Origin of the sequence: Pseudoalteromonas sp. APC 3224 (assembly GCF_030407535.1) — a bacterium.
In the GTDB taxonomy this organism is placed as follows: domain Bacteria; phylum Pseudomonadota; class Gammaproteobacteria; order Enterobacterales; family Alteromonadaceae; genus Pseudoalteromonas.
Map to the genome: position 1 here is coordinate 33,508 of NZ_JASDDF010000012.1, position 22,358 is coordinate 55,865.

The 22,358-nt window shown below is 40.6% G+C and carries 19 protein-coding genes; 15 read left to right on the forward strand and 4 right to left on the reverse strand.

Annotation, left to right across the window (positions count from 1 at the left end):
* Nucleotides 1-49 precede the first annotated feature (49 nt).
* Nucleotides 50-1,816, reverse strand: a complete 1,767-nt coding sequence (locus QL989_RS07865) for an ATP-binding protein (protein ID WP_138605186.1) — start codon at nucleotides 1,814-1,816, stop codon at nucleotides 50-52.
* Nucleotides 1,817-2,183: 367 nt separating this feature from the next.
* Here QL989_RS07865 and QL989_RS07870 point away from each other — a divergent pair, with 367 nt between their 5' ends.
* The 14 genes from QL989_RS07870 (at nucleotide 2,184) to QL989_RS07935 (ending at nucleotide 18,117) form a co-directional block, all read left to right on the forward strand.
* Nucleotides 2,184-2,552 carry a response regulator gene (locus QL989_RS07870; RefSeq protein WP_138605184.1) on the forward strand — a complete coding sequence of 123 codons (369 nt, stop codon included), beginning with the start codon at nucleotides 2,184-2,186 and terminating at the stop codon, nucleotides 2,550-2,552.
* Between the two features lie 228 nt (nucleotides 2,553-2,780).
* Nucleotides 2,781-5,198: a bifunctional aspartate kinase/homoserine dehydrogenase I gene (thrA, locus tag QL989_RS07875; protein ID WP_290169555.1), complete on the forward strand. Its 2,418-nt coding sequence runs from the start codon at nucleotides 2,781-2,783 to the stop codon at nucleotides 5,196-5,198.
* Between the two features lie 9 nt (nucleotides 5,199-5,207).
* A complete protein-coding gene (gene thrB / locus QL989_RS07880) occupies nucleotides 5,208-6,143 on the forward strand; it encodes a homoserine kinase (protein WP_290169558.1) in 936 nt (311 codons plus the stop codon).
* Between the two features lie 11 nt (nucleotides 6,144-6,154).
* Nucleotides 6,155-7,438 (forward strand): threonine synthase, encoded by a 1,284-nt coding sequence (gene thrC, locus QL989_RS07885; RefSeq protein ID WP_290169560.1) that lies wholly within the window; start codon nucleotides 6,155-6,157, stop codon nucleotides 7,436-7,438.
* A 268-nt stretch (nucleotides 7,439-7,706) separates the two neighbouring features.
* Nucleotides 7,707-8,963 carry a serine hydroxymethyltransferase gene (gene glyA / locus QL989_RS07890; RefSeq protein ID WP_008466843.1) on the forward strand — a complete coding sequence of 419 codons (1,257 nt, stop codon included), beginning with the start codon at nucleotides 7,707-7,709 and terminating at the stop codon, nucleotides 8,961-8,963.
* A 108-nt stretch (nucleotides 8,964-9,071) separates the two neighbouring features.
* Nucleotides 9,072-9,521 carry a transcriptional regulator NrdR gene (nrdR, locus tag QL989_RS07895; protein WP_010390928.1) on the forward strand — a complete coding sequence of 150 codons (450 nt, stop codon included), beginning with the start codon at nucleotides 9,072-9,074 and terminating at the stop codon, nucleotides 9,519-9,521.
* Between the two features lie 2 nt (nucleotides 9,522-9,523).
* The gene (gene ribD / locus QL989_RS07900) at nucleotides 9,524-10,651 is read left to right on the forward strand and encodes a bifunctional diaminohydroxyphosphoribosylaminopyrimidine deaminase/5-amino-6-(5-phosphoribosylamino)uracil reductase RibD (protein WP_290169562.1); all 1,128 of its coding nucleotides are present in this window, start codon (nucleotides 9,524-9,526) and stop codon (nucleotides 10,649-10,651) included.
* A gap of 24 nt (nucleotides 10,652-10,675) precedes the next feature.
* Entirely contained in the window at nucleotides 10,676-11,329 is a 654-nt protein-coding gene (locus QL989_RS07905; protein ID WP_010390931.1) for a riboflavin synthase, read from the forward strand.
* Nucleotides 11,330-11,357: 28 nt separating this feature from the next.
* On the forward strand, nucleotides 11,358-12,470 hold the full coding sequence (gene ribBA / locus QL989_RS07910; protein ID WP_010390933.1) for a bifunctional 3,4-dihydroxy-2-butanone-4-phosphate synthase/GTP cyclohydrolase II: 1,113 nt from the start codon (nucleotides 11,358-11,360) through the stop codon (nucleotides 12,468-12,470).
* 93 nt (nucleotides 12,471-12,563) lie between these two features.
* Complete coding sequence (ribE, locus tag QL989_RS07915) at nucleotides 12,564-13,028, forward strand: 6,7-dimethyl-8-ribityllumazine synthase (protein WP_008110216.1); 465 nt, start codon at nucleotides 12,564-12,566, stop codon at nucleotides 13,026-13,028.
* 15 nt (nucleotides 13,029-13,043) lie between these two features.
* Entirely contained in the window at nucleotides 13,044-13,454 is a 411-nt protein-coding gene (gene nusB / locus QL989_RS07920) for a transcription antitermination factor NusB (RefSeq protein WP_010390936.1), read from the forward strand.
* Nucleotides 13,455-13,542: 88 nt separating this feature from the next.
* The gene (thiL, locus tag QL989_RS07925) at nucleotides 13,543-14,517 is read left to right on the forward strand and encodes a thiamine-phosphate kinase (RefSeq protein ID WP_010390938.1); all 975 of its coding nucleotides are present in this window, start codon (nucleotides 13,543-13,545) and stop codon (nucleotides 14,515-14,517) included.
* A complete protein-coding gene (locus QL989_RS07930) occupies nucleotides 14,514-14,999 on the forward strand; it encodes a phosphatidylglycerophosphatase A (protein ID WP_290169567.1) in 486 nt (161 codons plus the stop codon). The genes thiL and QL989_RS07930 overlap by 4 nt, the downstream gene beginning before the upstream one ends.
* A gap of 31 nt (nucleotides 15,000-15,030) precedes the next feature.
* The gene (locus QL989_RS07935) at nucleotides 15,031-18,117 is read left to right on the forward strand and encodes a ligand-binding sensor domain-containing diguanylate cyclase (RefSeq protein WP_290169569.1); all 3,087 of its coding nucleotides are present in this window, start codon (nucleotides 15,031-15,033) and stop codon (nucleotides 18,115-18,117) included.
* 61 nt (nucleotides 18,118-18,178) lie between these two features.
* Here the strand turns inward: QL989_RS07935 and dxs are convergent, their stop codons facing one another.
* The 3 genes from dxs to xseB all read right to left on the reverse strand — a co-directional run bounded on the left by dxs (nucleotide 18,179) and on the right by xseB (nucleotide 21,287).
* Nucleotides 18,179-20,041 carry a 1-deoxy-D-xylulose-5-phosphate synthase gene (gene dxs / locus QL989_RS07940; RefSeq protein ID WP_290169571.1) on the reverse strand — a complete coding sequence of 621 codons (1,863 nt, stop codon included), beginning with the start codon at nucleotides 20,039-20,041 and terminating at the stop codon, nucleotides 18,179-18,181.
* Between the two features lie 113 nt (nucleotides 20,042-20,154).
* Nucleotides 20,155-21,042 (reverse strand): (2E,6E)-farnesyl diphosphate synthase, encoded by an 888-nt coding sequence (gene ispA, locus QL989_RS07945; protein ID WP_290169575.1) that lies wholly within the window; start codon nucleotides 21,040-21,042, stop codon nucleotides 20,155-20,157.
* A gap of 2 nt (nucleotides 21,043-21,044) precedes the next feature.
* Nucleotides 21,045-21,287, reverse strand: a complete 243-nt coding sequence (gene xseB, locus QL989_RS07950; RefSeq protein WP_290169577.1) for an exodeoxyribonuclease VII small subunit — start codon at nucleotides 21,285-21,287, stop codon at nucleotides 21,045-21,047.
* A gap of 302 nt (nucleotides 21,288-21,589) precedes the next feature.
* Here xseB and pomA point away from each other — a divergent pair, with 302 nt between their 5' ends.
* Nucleotides 21,590-22,357: a flagellar motor protein PomA gene (gene pomA, locus QL989_RS07955; protein ID WP_010390948.1), complete on the forward strand. Its 768-nt coding sequence runs from the start codon at nucleotides 21,590-21,592 to the stop codon at nucleotides 22,355-22,357.
* The last annotated feature ends 1 nt before the right edge of the window (nucleotide 22,358 follow it).

Sequence of the window (22,358 nt, forward strand, 5' to 3'; positions counted from 1 at the left end):
TTTAAAAAATTTGTGCAATCATAGCAATAAAAGCCGCTTCTAGAAACGGCTAATCGAGTTTAAAAAGTGGCAGGGGGGATGACATATTTTTAGGGAACGAAATTCGGTAATGTAACCCTTGGTCGGGTTCACTGCTGACTTCAATTTTGCCATTGAGTGTTTGTTTTACGAGGTTAAAAATAATGTGAGCACCTAAGCCGCTGCCACCTTCATCACGCTTTGTGGTGAAGAATGGGTCAAATAAACGCTTAAGTTGTGCCGGTTTCAACCCGATACCATTATCTTGGTAATTAATGACTAAGTCGTTTTCATCGGTATTTACATCTATGGTAATTTGGCCACTGTTTATATTTTCAAAGCCATGCAGTAATGAATTCATAATTAAGTTAGTAAATATTTGGCTGATCACCCCCGCAGGTAAATTAATAATTAAATCATCAGGGCAATGCAGGCGAATGCTATGGGATGTTTTTTTAATTTGCGGATGTAAAGAACGTATAACCTCATTAATGTAATCCTTAAAGTTAATGGTTCTTAGCGCCTCACTGGCTTGATCAACTGCGATTTGTTTAAAGCTCGTGATTAAGTCAGATGCGCGCTCTAAATTGTGAGAGAGTAGCTGAGCACTTTGTGCAGCATCATTAATAAAGCTCTCCAGTGCTGAAGAGGATAGCGATTTGTTTTTAAACGCAGTTTCTATTTCAGTTAACCGCTCATGTAAAAATGAAGTCGCAGTTACGCCGATACCAATAGGGGTATTAATTTCATGAGTAATACCCGCCACTAAACCGCCTAATACCGCCATTTTTTCTGAGCCAACAAGTTGCTCTTGCGCAAAGCTTAGTTCATCGAGTGAGTTTTGTAGTTGGGTTTGTTTACTTAGCAGCTCTTGCTCAGTTTGCTTTCGTAGGTCAACTTCTTCAGTTAATACTGCTTTTTGGCGTTCGAGTTCATATTTTTGTTGCTGTAGGTCGATCATTGCTTGGCTAAGGTTTGATGTTTTACGCGCTACATCTTGTTCAAGCTGCAAATTTTGTTGATCTAGTTTTTGATTACTTTCGATTAGGTCATTCTGGGTTTGCTTTAACTCTTTTTTATACTCAACAACTTTAGAGATCAAATTGTTAAAAGAGCGCTCCATTACTTTTAGTTCGTTATTTTCGTCAGTGACAATTTTAACGCGCTGGCCATCGAGCTCTTCTAATTCAAGGTATTCAATTTGTTCAGTAAGTTGTGTGAGTGGCTCCGTTAGCAGCTTTCTAAATGCGATTAAAAACAAGATGATTAAAAAGGTGGTTTTAATCATGGCGTTGCCAATTAAAAAGTAAATAGAGAGCATGATGCGACTAAAGATCACGTCGCGGCTAGAAAATAAAGTCACATCACCTACTTGGGTGGCGCGACCTGAAAATTCAAAAATAAGCGGAAATGTATAACCAAATAAACCTGCTTTGGCGTCTTCTACAATCACGTCTTCTTGGACAAGTTGCTGACTATATAGGTTGTGAATGTTTAGCGCGCGGCCTAATTGAGAAATAATAGCGCCGTTATCATCACGAATAATAACCCCTTCAACCATAGGTATATCAAGTAATCCTTCTGCGGTTGTTGTGGTTTGTTTTATATTTAACTCCCAAATTGCTCGGGTTAGACTTCTACCAAATGTTTTTTGCAGTGTGCCGAGCTCATCGCGTATGTAATCTTTGGTATTAACATACTCTGCGAAGATTTGTCCGCAGGTCACTACAAAAGTCAGTATAAAATAAACCGATAAAACTCGTGTGAGTAACTTTGTTGAAAGACTTTTTTGCGGCATGAGGGACTTGTATTTCCTTTAATTATTCAACTATTAGTGTACGCTTATAAACATTAGTTAATAAATCATTAAAAATAAACATATATTTTATTATATTGTTATTTTGCGATCTTAAATAAGGATTACCTCATGAACTTAACAATAAAGCATAGTGTGTTTCGCTAGTTTGTTTTCAAATTAGGTAGAGTTATTTTGCTAATTTTTATTGTGCATTAATGCACTTTATTGATAACGTTAGTAAAAGATACAGTAAATAACCTGCTCGCTACTTATGTTGGTTATATTTTTGACTTTTTGCTGCCTGAGTAAGCAAATTAATTTTAGCGTGGGTTTAGGTGTTTTATATGAGTTTAATTAAATTGTCATTATGATGCGTTTTTCTATTTTAGTCTGTGATGACTCAACTGTTGCTCGTAAACAAGTGATCCGCTGTTTAAATGAGTGTATTGATGCTGATATTCAACAGGCAACCAATGGTAAAGAAGCCTTGGCGTTATTACACCATAAGCATTTTGATCTCTTATGCCTCGATTTAACCATGCCTGAAGTGGATGGGATTGCAGTGCTTGAGCAGGTCAAAGCAAATAAAATAGAAACTTATGTATTGGTAATTTCTGCAGATATTCAACAAAAAATGCGAGATCGCGTAGCGCAACTCGGCGCAATCGATTTTATTCACAAACCGATTAATAAAGCACAACTTAACGACGTTTTGCATAAGTTTGGCATTTATTAATAAAATTCATGATGAAAAAGACTGTTTTATCTTCTAATTTAGGGTTGACAGAATAGCCTTTATTAAGGCAGTCTTAAGCTATGAAAACATTTAGTCTTGTAACGACCATTATTATTACAACCACCATTCTTACTGGATAGTGGCATAGGTCGTTGCAACAAATTTAAAGGCCTGTGTTCACTTAGAACACAGGCCTTTTTTCGTTTTATGGAATGAGGAAACATAAAAATGCGCGTTTTAAAATTTGGTGGCTCATCGCTCGCTGACTTTGCCTGTTTAGAGCAAGTAGCTGCTCTGGCTAAGGCACAATTAAAAGATGAAATGTTACTGGTGCTTTCAGCGCCTGGCGGTATGACAGATTCGCTTGTTGCACTGGCTAGTGCCGCAGAGCAGGGGCTGAATTTCAACCCGTTGTGGGATGCACTTGTTACCCGCTGCAATGCTTTAAAAGCAGCTGTAGAGGAAAAACAAGGAACAGTTCAAAACTGGCCAGACTTTAACGAATTGAAAAATAAGCTTGATGGGGTTGCACTAATTAAGTGTTGCCCAGATAAAATCAGGGCTTTTATTATTAGCTTTGGTGAACGTGTTAGCGTATCGCTAATGCAAAGCCTACTAGCCGATCATAACGCGCATTATTTACAAGCAACAGACTGTATTGTTTCAACGGGTGGACACATAGACGCTGAAGCTGATTTAGTCGCCAGTAAAGCCCGTTTTCAAGCGGTACTAAAAGAGTCGCCAGCAACGGTTTACATTATGCCTGGCTTTACAGCAAGTAATGATAAAGGTGAGCTCACAACACTTGGTCGAAATGGCTCTGATTATTCAGCGGCGATTGCTGCAGCGTGTTTAGAGGCGCAAGTGTGCCAAATATGGACTGACGTTGATGGTGTATACAGCGCCGATCCGCGTTATATCAAAAAAGCCACTAAGGTTGATTTCCTATCTTACAAAGAGGCGATGGAGCTTTCTTATTTTGGCGCTAAAGTGTTGCACCCTAAAACTATCCTACCGTGTGCAAAAGCTGGAGTGCCATGCGAAATTAAAAACACTCATAACCCAGATGCGCAAGGCTCACTAATTAGTAACGATACGGTATCTGATGAACCAGTAAAAGCACTCTCAAGCCTACAAAACTTAGCTATGTTGACCGTTTCGGGCCCTGGTATGAAGGGCAAAGTGGGCATGGCATCGAAAGTATTTAATGCATTAGCGCATGATAACGTGTCAATCGTACTGATCACTCAATCATCATGTGAATTTAGCATCAGTTTTTGTGTTCATGAAAGTGATTTAAATCTAGCGTTGAATGCGTTGCAAGTGGCCTTTGACTTAGAGTCAAAAGCAGGCTTAATTGAGCCGGTAAATGTGCAACGTAATTTAGCAATTGTAACGCTAGTGGGCGATAACATGCGCGCACATAAAGGCTTAGCTGCTAAGTTTTTTGCATCGCTTGCTCAAGCACAAGTAAACATTGTTGCCATAGCGCAAGATTCAACTGAAAGCGCTATTTCTGCGGTTATTGATGGTGAGTTGTGTAATGACGCGGTTAAAATCTGTCATGAAAACTTTTTCACTCATGTGCCTTCAATCGATGTGTTTTTATTGGGATGTGGCTTAGTCGGTCAAGAGCTAATAAACCAGCTTGAACGTCAACAAGCATGGCTTGAAAAGCGTAATATTAAATTAAACCTATACGGTGTGGCTAATTCTCGTCAATTACACCTTGATGGTGAAGGCATTGCTTTTGATGATTGGCAACAAAAACTAACGCAATCAGAGCAAGCATTTGATTTAAAATTAGTAGAACAGTTTGTTAAGCAAAATCACTTGGTTAACCCTGTGCTAGTTGATTGTACTTCATCAGATGCCTTGGCTTCGCAATACGTCGATTTTTTAAATGCGGGTTTCCACGTTGTGGCCGCTAACAAAAAAGCGACGACTAGTTCATATACTTATTACCAAGACTTAATTGCAGCAACGCATAAAAATAACCGTAAGTTTTTATACGAAACTAACGTAGGTGCGGGTTTGCCTGTAATTGATAACTTGCAATCACTCTTTGGTGCTGGCGATGAATTACTTGAATTTAGTGGTATTTTATCTGGCTCACTTTCGTACATGTTTGGTGCCCTTGAAGATGGTTTATCACTCTCTGAAGCAACAATTAAAGCGAAAGAAAGTGGCTTTACTGAACCCGATCCTCGCGATGACTTATCGGGAACAGACGTAGCACGTAAACTACTTATCATTGCCCGCGAAGCAGGTATGAAATTGGAGCTTAGCGACATAGAAGTGGAGTCGGTATTACCACAAGGCTTCGCCCAAGGTGACAATGTTGATGAGTTTATGACAAAGCTACCAAGTCTGGATGCTGACTTTAACGACCGTATTCAAAGTGCAGCGAGTGAAGGTAAAGTACTTCGCTATGTAGGCACAATTAAAAATGGACACTGTAAAGTAGGTATTGAAGCGGTAGATTCATCACACGCATTAAGTGTAATTCGTGATGGTGAAAATGCGCTGGCTATTTTAAGCCAATACTACCAACCACGTCCGTTTGTTATCCGTGGTTATGGCGCAGGCTCTGCAGTAACTGCTGCGGGTGTATTTGCAGACATATTAAAAACATTATCTCGCTAGGAGTCAGTCATGATTGAAGTATATGCTCCGGCGTCTATTGGTAATTTTGCCGTTGGCTTTGATGCGCTGGGCGCCGCACTTGCGCCCATTGATGGCGGTTTATTAGGTGATGTGGCGGTTGTTAGTGCCGCATCGAGTGATGAATTTATTTGTACAGGCGACTACGCACATAAGCTACCTATTGATGCGCAAGAGAATTTAGCGTACCAGTGTTTAGTGCATTTTAGAGCGCATGTTGCGCCTGATATGCCTGCGGTAAAGCTCGAGCTTAGGAAAAACTTGCCGATTGGTTCGGGATTAGGCTCAAGTGCTTGCTCTGTGGTGGCGACATTTGCAGCACTGGATAAATTTGCCAAAACTAATTTAAGCCAAGTAAAGCTCATTGAGCTTATGGCCGATTTTGAAGCCGTTGTAAGTGGGGGGCGCCATTACGATAACATTACACCGTGTTATTTAGGCGGCTTACAGTTAACCGGTGATTTAATTCCTGATAAATCTATTGCTTTACCTGTCGATGAAAGCTGGTATTACGTTGCCGCATTTCCGGGCTTTTCACTCAATACCGCAAAAGCGCGCTCTGTTTTACCAAAAGAGCTCAGTATGCATGCGGGGGTTGAATTTGCTCAGCGTTTATCGGCATTTAGTAGCTTACTTTTAACAGGGCGTTTTGATGATGCATTAAGCATTATGAAAGACGAAATAGCAGAGCCATACCGTGCGCCACTTATAAGCGGCTTTAGTGATGCCAAAGCAAGCTTACCAGCACTGGGTGCTGAAGTTGTGAGTATTTCAGGCGCAGGGCCGACCTTGTTTAGTGTATGTAAAACGCTTGAAGCGGCAGAGCAATGCGCGCAGTGGCTAGAGGAAAATTACATCAACGAGCAAGGTTTTTGCCATATTTGTAAATTAGATAACGACGGCACGCGTCAATTAAATGTTTTATAGGATCAAGAGTCATGCAATTACATAATTTAAAAGAATATTCACAAAAAGTGTCGTTTGTTGAAGCTGTAAAAACAGGCCTGGGGCGTAATCAAGGGGTGTTTTTCCCAGAGTCGTTAGCGCCGCTTAGCGATATTGATGCGTTACTCGATATGGACTTTGTAACTCGTAGCGGCAAAATTTTATCGCGCCTTATTGGTGACGAGCTACCAAGTGATACTGTTGCCCAGATGGTTAAGAATGCGTTTAACTTTCCGGTTAAGCTGGTGGAAGTTGAAGACAATACCTATTGCTTAGAGTTATTCCATGGCCCAACACTGGCGTTTAAAGATTTTGGTGGCCGCTTTATGGCGGAGTGTTTAGCGCAGTTTAACCACGGCGAAAAAGTGACAATATTGACAGCAACGTCGGGTGATACCGGTGCCGCTGTCGCGCATGCTTTTTATAATAAGCCAAATATTGATGTGGTTATTTTATACCCTAAGGGCAAAATTTCACTCGCTCAGCAAAAGCTATTTACTACACTCGGTGACAATATTCATTGTTACGCGATAGAAGGCAGTTTTGATGATTGCCAAGAGTTGGTTAAAAAATCATTTTTAGATGAAGAGTTAAAAGCAAAACTTGGTTTAAATTCAGCAAATTCAATCAATATTAGCCGCTTAGTTGCGCAAGTTTGTTATTACTTTGAGGCAATAGCACAGCTGCCAAAAGAAAAGCGTGCTACAGCGCATATTTCAGTACCCAGTGGTAATTTTGGTAATGTGTGTGCGGCTATGATTGGCGCTGTTATTGGTATGCCAGTAGGTAAACTCAGTGCGACTACAAACCAAAATGATACTGTGCCACGTTATATGCTTGATAAGCAGTGGACGCCCAGCGCCACTATTGAGTCACTGTCTAATGCTATGGATGTCAGTAAACCTAATAACTGGCCGCGAGTACAAACTATGCTAGATAATAACTGGTTTAGTTATGACAATTTTTATTCTGTTAGTGTGGATGAGCAAAGCACAAAATCAGTGATGAAAAAAATTCAACAGCTTGGCTATATTGCAGAGCCTCATACCGCGATTGCCTACCAAGGGCTTGTTGAAAATAAAGCAACAGATGCTGCAGGTATCTTTTTAGCGACTGCACACCCAGCTAAATTTAAAGAAAGCGTTGAAGAAGTATTAAATACCGAAATAGCCATGCCAAAACCTCTGGCAGATGCGCTCGCAAAACCGTGTTTAGCCATTGATATGCACAATGATTACGACGATTTACGCAGCGAGCTATTTGCTAAGCTAGGTTAAAATAACACATTAAGAAAAGCGGCTTAGGCCGCTTTTTTTGTTTGTTTATACATCGCTTTAGATATAACGCATAAGCTAAATAAATGTAATAAATCAAATTCATTTAAAATTGTTATTAGTTTATAAAAAAATATCATCATCAAAATGCTGTGAAATAGTTTCAATCCCTGTTTAAATATCCTCAACTTAAGAGCGTAGGCAAAGAGTCGTTTTAAGCGTACAATAAAGCCTGTAAAAAATACCCATACACGTTGCCCAGGAGACCCCAATGTTAGAACGTAGCATGAATATTTCGGACTTTGATCCAGAGTTATTTGACGCGATGAGCAAAGAAACATCACGTCAAGAAGAGCACATTGAGTTAATTGCATCTGAAAACTACTGTAGCCCACGCGTATTAGAAGCGCAGGGTTCTCAACTTACTAACAAATATGCTGAAGGCTATCCGGGCAAACGTTACTACGGTGGCTGTGAGCACGTTGATGTGGTTGAGCAGTTAGCGATTGACCGCGCAAATGAATTATTTGGTACAGATTACGCAAACGTGCAACCACATGCTGGTTCACAAGCGAATGCCGCTGTTTTCCAAGCACTATTAAGCCCACTTGATACTGTTTTAGGCATGAGCCTAGCGCACGGTGGTCATTTAACACACGGCTCACACGTTAACTTCTCTGGTAAAACATACAACGCAATTCAGTATGGACTTAACGAAGAAACTGGCGAAATTGATTACGCACAAGTTGAAGCGTTAGCACTTGAGCACAAGCCAAAAATGATCATTGCGGGTTTTTCTGCATACTCAGGTATTGTTGATTGGGCTAAGTTCCGTGAAATTGCAGACAAAGTAGGCGCATACTTATTTGTTGATATGGCGCACGTTGCAGGTTTAATTGCTGCGGGTGTTTACCCAAGCCCTGTGCCATTTGCTCACGTTGTAACAACCACAACACATAAAACATTAGCCGGCCCTCGCGGTGGTTTAATCATTTCTGCGTGTGGCGATGAAGATATTTATAAAAAGCTAAACAGCGCTGTTTTCCCAGGTGGCCAAGGTGGTCCTTTATGTCATGTTATTGCTGCTAAAGCGGTGGCATTTAAAGAAGCACTTCAACCTGAATTTAAAACATACCAAGCTCAAGTTGTTAAAAATGCTCAAGCAATGGTTGCAGTATTACAAGAGCGCGGCTACAAAGTAGTATCAGGTAAAACTGACAACCACTTATTCTTACTTGATTTAATCGATAAAGATATCACAGGTAAAGATGCAGATGCTGCCCTAGGTAATGCGAACATCACTGTTAACAAAAACTCAGTACCGAACGATCCACGTTCACCATTTGTTACTTCTGGTTTGCGTATTGGTTCACCAGCAATCACTCGTCGTGGCTTTAAAGAAGCAGAGTCAAAAGAGTTAGCGGGCTGGATCTGTGACGTACTAGACAACATCGAAGATGAGTCAGTACAAGCGCAGGTGAAAGAAAAAGTGAAAGCAATTTGTGCTAAATTACCTGTTTACGCTTAATCCAAGAGTAAAATAGTAATTTAGATCACAACTGCACACATTTTTGTTATGATAATGGCCGCTATGATAGCGGCCATTTTTTTGTTTTTAAAACGGAAACACACAGTTATGCATTGCCCATTTTGCACCGCCAAAGATACTAAAGTTATTGATTCTCGCCTGGTCGGCGGGGGACACCAAGTACGTAGACGTCGTGAATGTAATGAATGCCACGAACGATTTACCACCTTTGAAGGGGCTGAATTAGTCATGCCTCGAGTTATTAAGCAAGATGGCAGCCGCGAACCGTTTAATGAAGATAAGTTACTAAATGGCTTAACTCGTGCTCTTGAAAAACGCCCCGTAAGTACCGAACAAGTTGATGAAGTCGTTAATATAATTAAATCGCAGTTGCGAGCTACTGGCGAACGTGAAGTGTCTAGCCATTTGGTGGGTGAGTGTATTATGGAAGCGCTGAAAAAATTAGATAAAGTAGCCTATGTAAGATTTGCCTCAGTATATCGCTCGTTTGAAGATATACGTGAGTTTGGTGAAGAAATAGCTCGCTTAGGAGAGTAGTAATGACCATGCAAAGCTCGTTTTCAGAGGATGATAAACGTTATATGGCACGCGCCATTGAGCTGGCAAAAAAAGGGCGCTTTACCACCACTCCTAACCCTAATGTAGGCTGCGTACTCGTAAAAAATAATAAAATAATAGCTGAAGGGTTTCATCAATTAGCAGGACAAGGTCATGCTGAAGTTAATGCTTTGGCTGAGGCCGGTGAAAGTGCTAAAGGTGCAACCGCTTATGTAACCCTAGAGCCTTGCAGTCATTATGGTCGTACACCGCCTTGTGCTGAAGGGCTAAAGGCCGCGGGTGTAAAAAAAGTGATTGCTGCTATGGTTGATAGCAACCCGCAAGTTGCAGGAAAAGGCCTTAAAATTTTAGCTGATGCAGGTATAGAAGTCGCTTACGGATTACTTGAAGAGCAAGCGCGGGCATTAAATTTAGGCTTTTTTAAACGAATGGAGCAGGGGTTACCCTTTGTTACCTGTAAAATGGCCGCAAGTATTGATGGTAAAACGGCGCTTAAAAACGGCCAAAGTAAATGGATAACAGGGCCCGCTGCGCGCCAAGATGTGCAACTATATCGTGCTCAGAGCTGTGCAATTTTAACCGGTGCCGATACAGTCATAATCGATGATGCAAAACTAAATGTACGCCCAGAAGAACTTCCGGTTTCTTTACCGACCAATTTACCACTGCGCCAACCTGTTCGCGTTATTATTGATTCCCAAAACAGACTTACCCCTGAACTTGCCTTATTTTCAATTCAAAGCGAGGTGATAATATTCACCACTCGGGTTGATAAATCGAATCAGTGGCCTCATTTTGTTAAACAGATCGAAGTCCCCGAAAAGAACAATAAAGTAGACTTACAAGCAGTGCTGCAAAAGCTAGCGCAATTACAGTTTAATAATGTGTGGTTAGAAGCGGGTGCCACATTGGCCGGAAAAATGGCTGAACTTGATTTAATTGATGAGTTTGTTTTTTACATTGCCCCTAAGTTAATGGGTAGTGATGCAAGAAGTTTACTGAATTTCCCAGAGTTAATGAGTATGCAAAATACCATTAATTTAACTTTTAATGAGTGTGTGCCAATTGGTGATGATTTACGTATCACAGCACACAAAAAAGCTCATTAATCATTTTATATAAAGAGTAGCACTATGTTTACTGGAATAGTTGAAGCGACAGGTAAAATTGCGTTATTACAAAAAAAACAAGGTGATTTAGCTATTCGTATCCAAAGTAAAAACCTTGATATGAGTGATGTTAAGTTAGGTGACAGTATTGCAACCAATGGTGTGTGCCTCACGGTTGTTGATAAGCATATAGATGGCTTTAGTGCTGACTTATCAAATGAAACGATTAGCTTAACGGGGTTTGCACATTACGCTTTAGGGCAAACAGTTAACTTAGAAAAGGCGATGCAACCTGTATCGCGCCTCGGAGGCCATTTAGTGTCTGGTCATGTTGATGGTATTGCCACTATCACAGCAATAAATACCAATGCGCGAGCAACTGAATATTGGTTAGCCACCGACGAAAATTTAATGAAATACATTCCTTATAAAGGGTCTGTGTGTATTGATGGTATTAGCCTAACGGTCAATGCGGTTGAAGGTAATAAATTTAAACTAACGATTGTGCCACACACCAGCGGGCAAACGACCATAGCCGATTTTCAAGTCGGTACCAAAGTGAATCTAGAGGTCGACCAAATAGCACGTTATTTAGAGCGCCTTGTAAAGGGAGCTGAGCATCCTACTGGTTCAGATATTTCGATGAGCTTACTCGCTAAAGCGGGCTTTATAAAATAACGATATTGACAACTTATACGAGCAACTTATGAATTTAAACAGCGCACAAGAAATAATAGATGACATTAAAGCCGGTAAAATGGTTATTTTAATGGACGATGAAGACAGAGAAAATGAAGGCGATTTAATTATTGCTGCTGAGCACATTAGTGCAGAAGCAATTAACTTTATGGCGACTCATGGCCGTGGGTTAATTTGTTTAACCATGACTCAAGAGCGTTGCTCGCAACTTGATTTACCGCTGATGGTTAAAAATAATGGTGCCGCGTTCTCGACCAACTTTACTATGTCTATTGAAGCGTCAAAAGGGGTTACAACGGGTATTTCTGCAGCGGATCGTGCTCGCACTGTTCAAGCTGCCATTGCTAAAGGCGCTGTGCCAAGTGATATTGTACAACCTGGGCATATTTTCCCTATTATGGCGCAACCTGGCGGCGTATTAACGCGCGCAGGGCACACTGAAGCTGGCTGTGATTTAGCGCGTTTAGCGGGACTTGAGCCGTCATCAGTGATTGTAGAAATTCTAAATGAAGATGGCACCATGGCGCGCCGCCCTGATTTAGAAGTATTTGCTAAGCAACATGATATTAAAATTGGCACCATTGCTGATTTAATCGAATACCGTAACTTAAATGAAACCACTATTGAGCAAGTTGCAAAATGTAAATTGCCAACTGAGCATGGCGAATTTGACTTAGTAACTTACAAAGACACCATTGACGGACAGTTGCACTATGCATTGCTTAAAGGTGAAATAAAACAACAAGAACCAACGTTAGTGCGAGTGCACTTACAAAGTACCTTTAACGATATTTTACTCTCTGATCGCAATGCTGATCGTAGTTGGGGATTATCGCAAGCAATGGCGTATATAGCTGAGCATAATGGCGCTTTAGTCATCTTAGGTAAGCAAGAAAGCACTGACGAATTAGAAGCGACTGTTAAAGCATTCGCTGCAGCTGATGCTGGCGAGAGTGTAACGCCACGCAAATTCCAAGGTACTTCACGTACCGTAGGTGTAGGCTCGCAAATTTTGGCTGATTTAGGTATCCAAAAAATGCGTTTGATGAGTTTACCGAAAAAGTATCATGCATTATCAGGCTTCCATTTAGAAGTTGTTGATTACGTAGAGCCACAATAATTACACGCTAGGCTATTATTTTATTTATGTGGTATAATGCGCAGCAATTTTTGCGCAACCGAAATCGCTTAAACTTATTTTTAGGGTTATCAAATGAAAATTATTGAAGGTAATAAATACGCTCCAGGCAAAAAGTTTGCCATTGTCATTTCTCGTTTTAATGACTTTATTGGTAGTAGCTTGCTTGCAGGTGCTGTTGATGAGCTAAAACGTACTGGTGGAGTATCAGAAGATGATATTACCGTAATTTACGTACCAGGTGCGGTTGAATTACCTTTAGCAGCGAAACGCGTTGCAGCAAAAAAAGAATATGATGCAATTATCGCCTTAGGTGTAGTGATCAGAGGGGGCACGCCTCACTTTGATCTCGTCGCTGGCGAGTCAAATAAAGGGCTTGCACAAGTATCACTTGAGTATGATATCCCGGTTGCATTTGGCGTATTAACCACTGAAAGCATTGAGCAAGCAATTGAGCGCGCAGGTACCAAAATGGGTAACAAAGGCGGCGAAGCTGCTTTAGGTGCGCTTGAAATGGTTAATGTGTTAGATAAAATTTAAGTTTAAGGAATTTTTGTGAAACCAGCAGCAAGACGTAAAGCACGTATCTTAGCACTTCAAGCCGTGTATTCATGGCAATTAAGCGGCAATGCAATTGCCGATATCGAACAACAAATGTTGATCGAAAACGATGTGACTAAAATTGATGTTGAATATTTTAAAGATTTAGCGCGTGGAGTTGCAGTAAACCACAAGCAACTAGACGAAGCTGTATCGCCTCATTTAACTCGTCCATTTGATGAATTAGACGAAGTTGAACGTGCTATCTTACGTTTAAGCAGCTACGAGCTTAAATTTCGTGAAGACGTTCCTTACAAAGTGGCTATCAATGAAAGTATTGAATTAGCTAAAATGTTTGGCGCTGAAGATAGCCATAAATTTGTAAACGGTGTACTTGATAAAGCTGTAAAACAGTTACGCAAGTAATAACAACTTTAGCTGATTTTTATCATCAGATGAGTTGTTATAAATAACCGTTAAAAAGGAGAGCCGGCATAGGCCGGCTTTTTTGTGTATGAAGGAATTTGAATTAATTAATCGTTACTTTAAAGGTCGTGGCATTACTCGTCGCGATGTTAATTTAGGGATTGGAGATGACTGTGCGCTTGTCACAGTTCCAGCGAACTGTCAGCTTGCTGTAACCACAGATACCTTAGTTGCTGGGGTGCATTTTTTTCATGATATCTCCCCTCGCGCATTAGGGCATCGAGCTCTTGCTGTTAATTTAAGTGATTTAGCTGCCATGGGCGCAGAGCCTACTTGGGTGTCGGTTGCACTTACGTTACCTAGTATCGATCCACAATGGATTGCTGAGCTGACTGATGGCATGCATGAAATTGCTGAGTACTTTAACGTTCAGATCATTGGTGGTGATACCACTCAAGGTCCACTTAGTATTACTATTTGTGCAAAAGGTACAGTTCCTGAAGGCACAGCATTACGTAGAAGTGGTGCAAAAGTGGGGGATTGGATTTTTGTAACCGGTCCGCTTGGTGATGCTGGGTTGGCGATTGAATCGAAAAAACAAGGCTTATCGATTGCACCTGAACACTTAAAAGATATTAATAAACGTTTAAATTTCCCCACGCCACGTGTAGCTGCTGGGCAAGCGTTACGAGGCTTGGCATCGTCGGCCATTGATATTTCCGATGGGTTACTAGCCGACTTAGGGCATGTGCTAAATTTATCACAAGTTAGTGCCACCATTAATATTGAAAATGTCCCCACCTCAGATGCCATGCAAGCGAGTCTTGATTTTGAGCAGCGACTTCCTTTTGTTCTTAACTATGGCGATGATTACGAGTTACTGTATACCGTTGCTGATAGTAACAAGAGTATGCTAGATATTAAGCTGCGCCAATACGGTGTAGAGGCAAGTTGTATCGGGCAAATAAAAAGTGGTGACGGCAATATAGAGTTATTACACCAAGGTGAGAAGTTTGCTTTTGAACATAAAGGTTTTGAGCACTTTTCCAAGGAGCAGGTTTGAAGAAAAACCGATTATTTAATTTAAAACGCCCACATCAATTTTTTGGTTTGGGTTTTGGTACTGGGCTTGCACCAAAAGCACCTGGTACATTTGGCACATTGGCAGCATTACCGTTTATTTTTATTACCATGCATTTTCCGCTATGGTTACAAATTGTATTTGCAGTAGTCATAAGCATCTTTGGTATTTGGGCATGTGGAAAAACCGCCGATGACCTTCAAGTACATGATCATCCTGCAATTGTTTGGGACGAAGTTGCTGGTTACTATATTACTATGATTGGCGCAGCACTTAACTGGCAAACATTACTGGTGGGCTTTTTACTGTTTCGCTTTTTTGATATAGCAAAGCCAGGGCCGATTCGCATACTCGATAAACGTGCCCATGGTGGGTTTGGTATTATGGCCGATGATGTGCTTGCAGGGATTTTTTCGCTTATTTGTTTGCAAGCATTGATAAAAGTAGGTTTACTACCCTTTTAATTTATTATTTGTTTAACTAGGTGGCAGCACTATGATGCGATTTTTATTGGTTTGTGTACTTATGCTATGTGCCATGCCAAGTACGGCCTCAATTACTGATTACGTAGTTAAACAATGGAATATCAAAGACGGCTTACCCTCACAATCTCTAAAAAGTGTAGTGCAAGATAACCAAGGCTATATGTGGCTTGGCACTCAATTTGGATTAAGCCGTTTTGATGGCAATACCTTCACTAATTATAATACCCAAAATAGTTTATTTTTACCCAGCAACGGTATTAATAAATTATTGATCGATGGCGAAGGCTTATTGTGGGTAGGCACTAAAAATGGCCTTGTGGTTATTGACCCTGAAAAGCTAACCGCACAAGAGTTTAATATTAAAGGTCCTGTTAGAGACATTCTTGAAGACTCTCAAGGCAGTATTTGGATAGCAGCTAATGGGCTCTATTATATAGACAGAGGCCAAATAGAACTGCGCGACCAACTAAATAATCCTAGTCCTATTGTAAACGCCACAGCTATCACCCAAATTGTGGGATCGGTCAGTAAAATGGCGCTTTCACCTGAGGGAATTTGGCTGGTTAACGACCGTAATTTATTACGTTTAAAGCAAAGCTCGTCTGACTTTTCTAAATTACGCTTAGAACTAACTGCTAAAGTGGCTTTGCCCGATCGTTTAGCGCAAACCATTGTTCACGATTTATCGTTTTTAAATGGTAATTTGTATCTAGCTTCTGAGTTAGGGGCTTATTTTTTAGATTTAGATGACGAGCTACGTCCGTTTCCACTTCCCAATGCTAATAACTCAGCTGTGTATAAGTTTATGAGCGATGGTAATGGCGGCCTGTGGATATCAACCTATGGACGTTTATTATTTAGAGCTAAATCTAATGATTGGCAGTGGGTCGAACCAAGCCAATTAGATCAGAGTATTTGGTTTGCTGATATATTTAGAGATGATGAAAATAACATATGGTTAGCGAGTTTTAGTGAAGGGCTATGGCTTGCTCACGAAGGGCGAATAGAGCGCCATTCTGCCATTTCTAAAATGACCGAAGCGGTAATGGCAATTAGTAAATCACCTGATGGTAAGTTATGGATTGCCAACAAAAGTGGTGTTGGCTATTTTGATGCCGATAAAACTTTTATTAATGTTATCAATAGTGCCAAGTATGGAAATGCCTCGGTGCATGACCTGCAATTTGATGGCGATCGCCTTTATGTTGCTACTGGCAGAGGCTTGTTTTTCTACGAATCAAATACCTTATATAGTTTCCCTGCTCGTGCATTGAGCGATAACCCTGTTTTTGCAATTAGCACTTCAACTAAAGGCGGTTTTTGGGTAGGCACCGGGCGAGGATTATATCGTTTAAATTACAATGGTTTAAACCCTTTTGCGTACAATGCTTTTTTAGGCAGTAAGTTTGTAACCTATGTTTTAGATAAACCAAATTTTGGGGTTATTGGCACCAGTAAAGGCGCGTATTACTTTACTGAGCGAGGAATTGAAAAAATAGGTGACCAAACCACTTTGGAAAGCGCTTATGTGACCAGTATTTTACATATAAAAGGGGTAGGCATTTTAATTGGCTCGTTGAATGATGGCCTGTTTTATCGCAGTGGACAAGGGCAATGGCAGCAACTAGACGCCGCCAATGGATTGCCATATGGTTCCATATTCAGTTTAGAATACGATGACACCTCAAAGCGAATTTGGGTAAGCACCATGAAAGGGGTTTACCGCATGCCTGTTGAGCAATTTAAAGCCAACATCGAAAGCTTAAAAGTAGAAGAAGTGATTTCTTCATTTGACCGTCAGCTTGATGGTAAAGCCAGCCAATGTTGTAATGGCTTAGGCCATGATGCGGTGGTTGATATGGATAACTCTATTTGGTACCCCAGCTTACAAGGTGTGGTGGAAATTCCGAAAGACGTAGAGTTATTTGGATTACGTTCGCTTAAACCAACTATAGAAACCTTAACCACACCATCACGAAAGCTTGCAGCTGCTGCGTTAGGTGAAAAACCGGTTCTTGAGACCGATGAGCGTGATGTAACACTTACCTATACTGCGATTGATTATTATGCTCCGGCAAGTATTGAGTTTAGATATAAACTTAATGGGCTTGATAACGATTGGCGCTATGCAAATACCCGTCGAGAAGCAATTTATACAAATTTACCCGCCGGTATGTTTTTATTTGAATTAGAAACTAAACGCCAAGGTGAGGATTGGGGTAAAGCGCAATCAGCAGAATATGCGTTTATTGTTCCAGAGCGATTTGGTGAAACTATCTACTTTAGGTTACTGATCACCAGTGGTTTTGTGTTGCTCTTTTATTTAGTGTTTTGGGTATTTAAAGTTCAAGAGCGACGTAAGCAACAAGTACTCGAAGGGCTTATTACTGAACGAACCCTAGAGCTTCGCCAAGCGAATGATAAATTAAACCAAGTAAATTCTCAGCTTAAACTTGTTAGTCACTCTGATGAGCTAACTGGGCTGAGAAGTCGTCGTTTCTTGTTTGATCAACTACCAAAAGATATTGAGCATTTTCAGCGTAATTCGCAGTCATTGCAGGCTCAGGGTAAATCTTTGGTGTTGTTAATTATTAATTTAGATAACTTTAGCCGCATTAACGATGCTTATGGTCCTATTGCTGGAGATAGCTGTTTACAACAAGTAGCGGCATTACTTAACTCGCGTACCCAGGGTTCTGATTATGTTGCCCGTTGGAGTGGTGATGAGTTTTTACTGTTATTACGCGATTTTAAGTGTAATTTAATCGACAGCTATGTATCTGAATTATGCCAAGCTATTGCCGATTATACCTTCCAACTTCCTAACGGTGAGACAACCAATATAACAGCGTCAGTGGGTTGGTCTTTCTATCCGCTACCTCTGCTAGGTGGTCAAGTTATTAGCTGGGAAACATCGATTAATTTAGCTGATATCGCATTGCATCAAGTTAAAAAACGCGGCGGCGATGGCGTTGCTAACATTACCTTTGATGAGCAATTAGATGCATTTGAGTTTGAGCAAAACCCGAATGTTGAACAGCAGATTGGCTTATTGCAAAGTAATGGTTTAGCCGATATTAAGGTGTGGATGCGCTAGAGGTTAAAGTTAGCAATAAAAAAGGAGCCAATGGCTCCTTTTTTATTAAACACTATAAGTATTAGCTCATAAATGCTTTAATTGAGGTTAATATACCTTGCTCACCTAGCCCCATTTCATCGTGCATTTGCTGTTGAGTACCGTGTTTAATAAATTCATCCGGTATACCTAAGTTAAGTATTTTTACAGCCGCTTTTTGAGTAGCTAAATACTCATTAACGGCCGAACCTGCACCACCAGAAATTGCATTATCTTCAAGTGTTACAATGATATCGTGGTTAGCGACAAGTTCATCAATTAAACCAGTATCAAGTGGTTTAATAAATCGCATATTAACTAAAGTGGCATTGAGCTTATCAGTGGCTAATTGGGCGTTTTCAAGCAAGGTACCGAATGACAATATAGCTACTTTAGCACCTTGTTTAATTACATTCGCTTTACCAATTTCGAGCTGTTGCATAGCGCTTTGAACCTCTGCTGTGCCCGCACTGCCACGCGGGTAACGCACAGCTACTGGGCAATTGGCTTGATAGCCAGTGTATAGCATTTGACGGCATTCGTTAGTATCGCTAGGTGCCATAATAACCATGTTAGGAATACAGCGCATAAAGCTTAGGTCATAGGCGCCTTGGTGAGTTTCACCATCAGCTCCGACAATACCTGCGCGGTCAATAGCAAATAATACCGGTAGGTTTTGCAATGCAACGTCGTGAATTAGTTGATCATACGCACGTTGTAAAAAGCTAGAGTAGATAGCAACAACGGGTTTTAACCCTTCACAAGCAAAACCTGCAGCAAGGGTTACAGCGTGTTGCTCAGCAATTGCCACATCAAAATATTGTTCTGGGTGTTCTTTAGAAAAGCGCACCATTCCCGAACCTTCACGCATCGCAGGAGTAATTGCCATTAACTTGTTGTCTTGCTCTGCCATATCGCAAAGCCAATCACCAAATACATTTGAGAAAGTCGCTGCACTTGGTTTAGATTTCGGTAAACTTGAAGTCGCAGGATCAAATTTTGGTACGCCATGATAACCAATCGGATCGGCTTCTGCGGGCTTGTAACCTTTGCCTTTTTGGGTTTTTATATGTAAAAGTTGTGGGCCTTTTAAGTTACGCATGTTACGCAGCGTATCAACCAGCATATTCACATCATGACCATCAATTGGACCAATATAGTTTAGGCCTAATTCTTCAAAAAAAGTACCCGGGATCATCATCCCTTTAATGTGTTCTTCCATACGGCTGGCAAGTTCTTTTACCGGCGGTACACCAGAAAGAAGCTTTTTACTGCCTTCGCGGATGTTGGTATAAAAGCTACCTGATAAAATACGCGCAAAATGATTGGTTAACGCGCCGACGTTTTCAGAAATCGACATTTCGTTATCGTTCAAAATAATCAACATATCTGATTTAACATCACCTAAGTGATTCATCGCTTCAAAGGCCATACCTGCGGTAATTGCGCCATCGCCTATCACCGCCACTGTTTTACGACCTCTGCCTTCTTTTTGCGCAGCAATAGACATACCCAGCGCCGCTGAAATAGAGGTACTTGAATGGCCAACACTAAACGTATCGTATTCACTTTCGTCTCTAAATGGAAATGGGTGCAATCCATCTTTTTGACGAATGGTGTGCATTTGGTCACGACGTCCCGTTAGTATTTTATGTGGGTAGGCTTGATGACCTACATCCCAAACTAAACGGTCGTCGGGAGTGTTGTACACATAATGTAATGCAACGGTAAGTTCTACGGTTCCTAAACCAGACGCTAAATGGCCGCTACTTTGCGATACTGAATTGAGTAAGTAATCACGCAATTCATGGCTAAATGCAGAAAGCTTATCTTGTGCTAAGTCTCGCAAGTGGACTGGTTCGTTCACCAAATTAAGTAATGGATACTTGCTGCTATCAAGTGTCATGGTTTTTTATATATCCTTCGCTAATATTAACTTTCCTCAAAAAGTTAGATTTAAGAGGTAAACTAATATTCAGTAATAATTTTGTTCTAAGAGTTAATACGTTTTAGCCATGTTTAATGGTCACGTTCAATTAAATAGTTTGCCAATGCCGCTAAGTCGGTCGTATCTGCGTCAATATTGGCTAACGCCTCATGGGCTTGCTGTATCAAATTTAGTGCTTTTTGCTTAGCACCTAGCATACCTAATAAAGCGGGGTATGTCGCTTTATTAGCAGCAATATCTGACCCTTGAGGCTTACCTAAAGTCAGTGTGTCGCCCTCAACATCTAAAATGTCGTCATGAACCTGAAAGGCCAGCCCAATAGCATACCCAAAAGTAGATAAGTTATCTAAAGTATGTTGGCTAATATTAGGAGCGCAAAGTGCGCCCAAAGTAATCGCACAATTTATTAATGAGCCGGTTTTAAGTTTATGAATACGTTCTAATTCATCAACCGTAATAACTTTATCTGTTGCTGCAATATCGCGGCCTTGTCCGGCAACCATTCCTTGCAAGCCTGAAGCATGGGCTAATTCTGCAATCATTTTTAACTGAGCTTCTGTTGAGCATTTAAATGTGTGCTTAGCAATAAGCTCAAATGCTAAGGTTTGCAGTGCGTCACCTGCTAAAATAGCTTGTGCTTCACCATAGACAATATGACATGTAGGACGGCCACGACGTAAATCATCGTCATCCATAGCGGGCAAATCGTCATGCACTAATGAATAACTGTGAATGCATTCTATCGCTGCTGCAAGTACATCTAAATCACGCTTGTCAGCACCTAACATTTTACCTGTGGTATAAACTAAAAAGGGCCGCAATCTTTTCCCGCCATTCATTAAACTATAATGGGTGGCTTCTTTTATGGTGTTGTCGCTTTCAAGAGGTTGTTCGAAATAAAGGTTGAGAGTATTGGCTACATCATCTTGAGCAAGCTTTATTTGTTCTTTTATGCTCACAATTATTCCATATCGTTATTAAATTGAGTAAGCGGTGCTTTTTCGTCATTACCCATTAATATCGACACCTTTTGCTCGGCTTGTTGAAGTTTACCGGAAGACGCACTGGCTAATGCAATGCCGCGCTCAAATTGTTTTAAAGACTGTTCAAGCGATAAATCACCTTGTTCCATTTCACTGACAATTGCTGTTAACTCTTCTAGTGCTTGTTCGAAACTTAAATTTTCAGGTTTTTTAGTCGCCATCTTTATTTTCAACTTACATAATAAATTTAAACGCCAATTTTAGGGGGAATGCTAAACTAGGTCAAAGAATGTTATGTTTTTTTGATAGATAAATGCTGTTAATTGGGTTTTACTGCGCTTCAGCGTTATTTTTTAAATTATAAATTCTGATTAGTTAGATTGATTACCTATGTTGATCTAAAATAGGACTAATCGTAATTTTATCGTTTATCATAAAAATCACTTAAGTATTTCAGTATCTTGCCGATATACATTTAATAACAACGCTTGCGAAGAAAAAATATAAAACCTTTGGAGGGAATGTGGATTTAGCAACCATTATTGGGATCCTTGGCGCAATTGGCTTAATTGTCATGTCCATGTTTATGAGTAGTAGCGGCGAAGTCGGTATGTTTTACAATACCCCTTCCGTGGTTATTGTATTTGGTGGCTCCCTTTTTATCGTTTTATCCAATTTTACTATGTCGCAATTTTTAGGCATTGGTAAGGTTTGTGCTAAAGCGTTTATGTTTAAAATTGAACCCCCTGAAGCGTTAATTGAAAAGGCGGTTGAGCTAGCCGATTCTGCCCGAAAAGGCGGGTTTTTAGCATTGGAAGAGGCTGAAATTCCAAATCCATTTATGCGTAAAGGTGTTGATATGCTCGTAGATGGGCATGATGCAGATGTAGTGCGCGCAACATTACAAAAAGATATTTCCCTTACTACAACTCGCCATGAAATGGGCGCAAGCTTATTTAAATCGTTAGGTGATATTGCTCCTGCAATGGGGATGATTGGTACATTAATCGGTTTGGTGGCTATGTTATCAAATATGGATGACCCAAAAGCAATCGGCCCAGCAATGGCTGTAGCCTTGTTAACAACGTTGTATGGGGCATTTTTGGCGAATGTTGTCGCCATTCCTATTCAGGTAAAACTTGAATTGCGTAAAGACGAAGAAGCAATGAACCAGCGACTTATTTTGGATGCAGTATTAGGCATTCAAGATGGCCAAAACCCTAAAGTAATTGAGGGGATCTTGAAAAATTATTTGGCTGAGTCTAAACGCGCGGTAAACACTGAGGAATAGT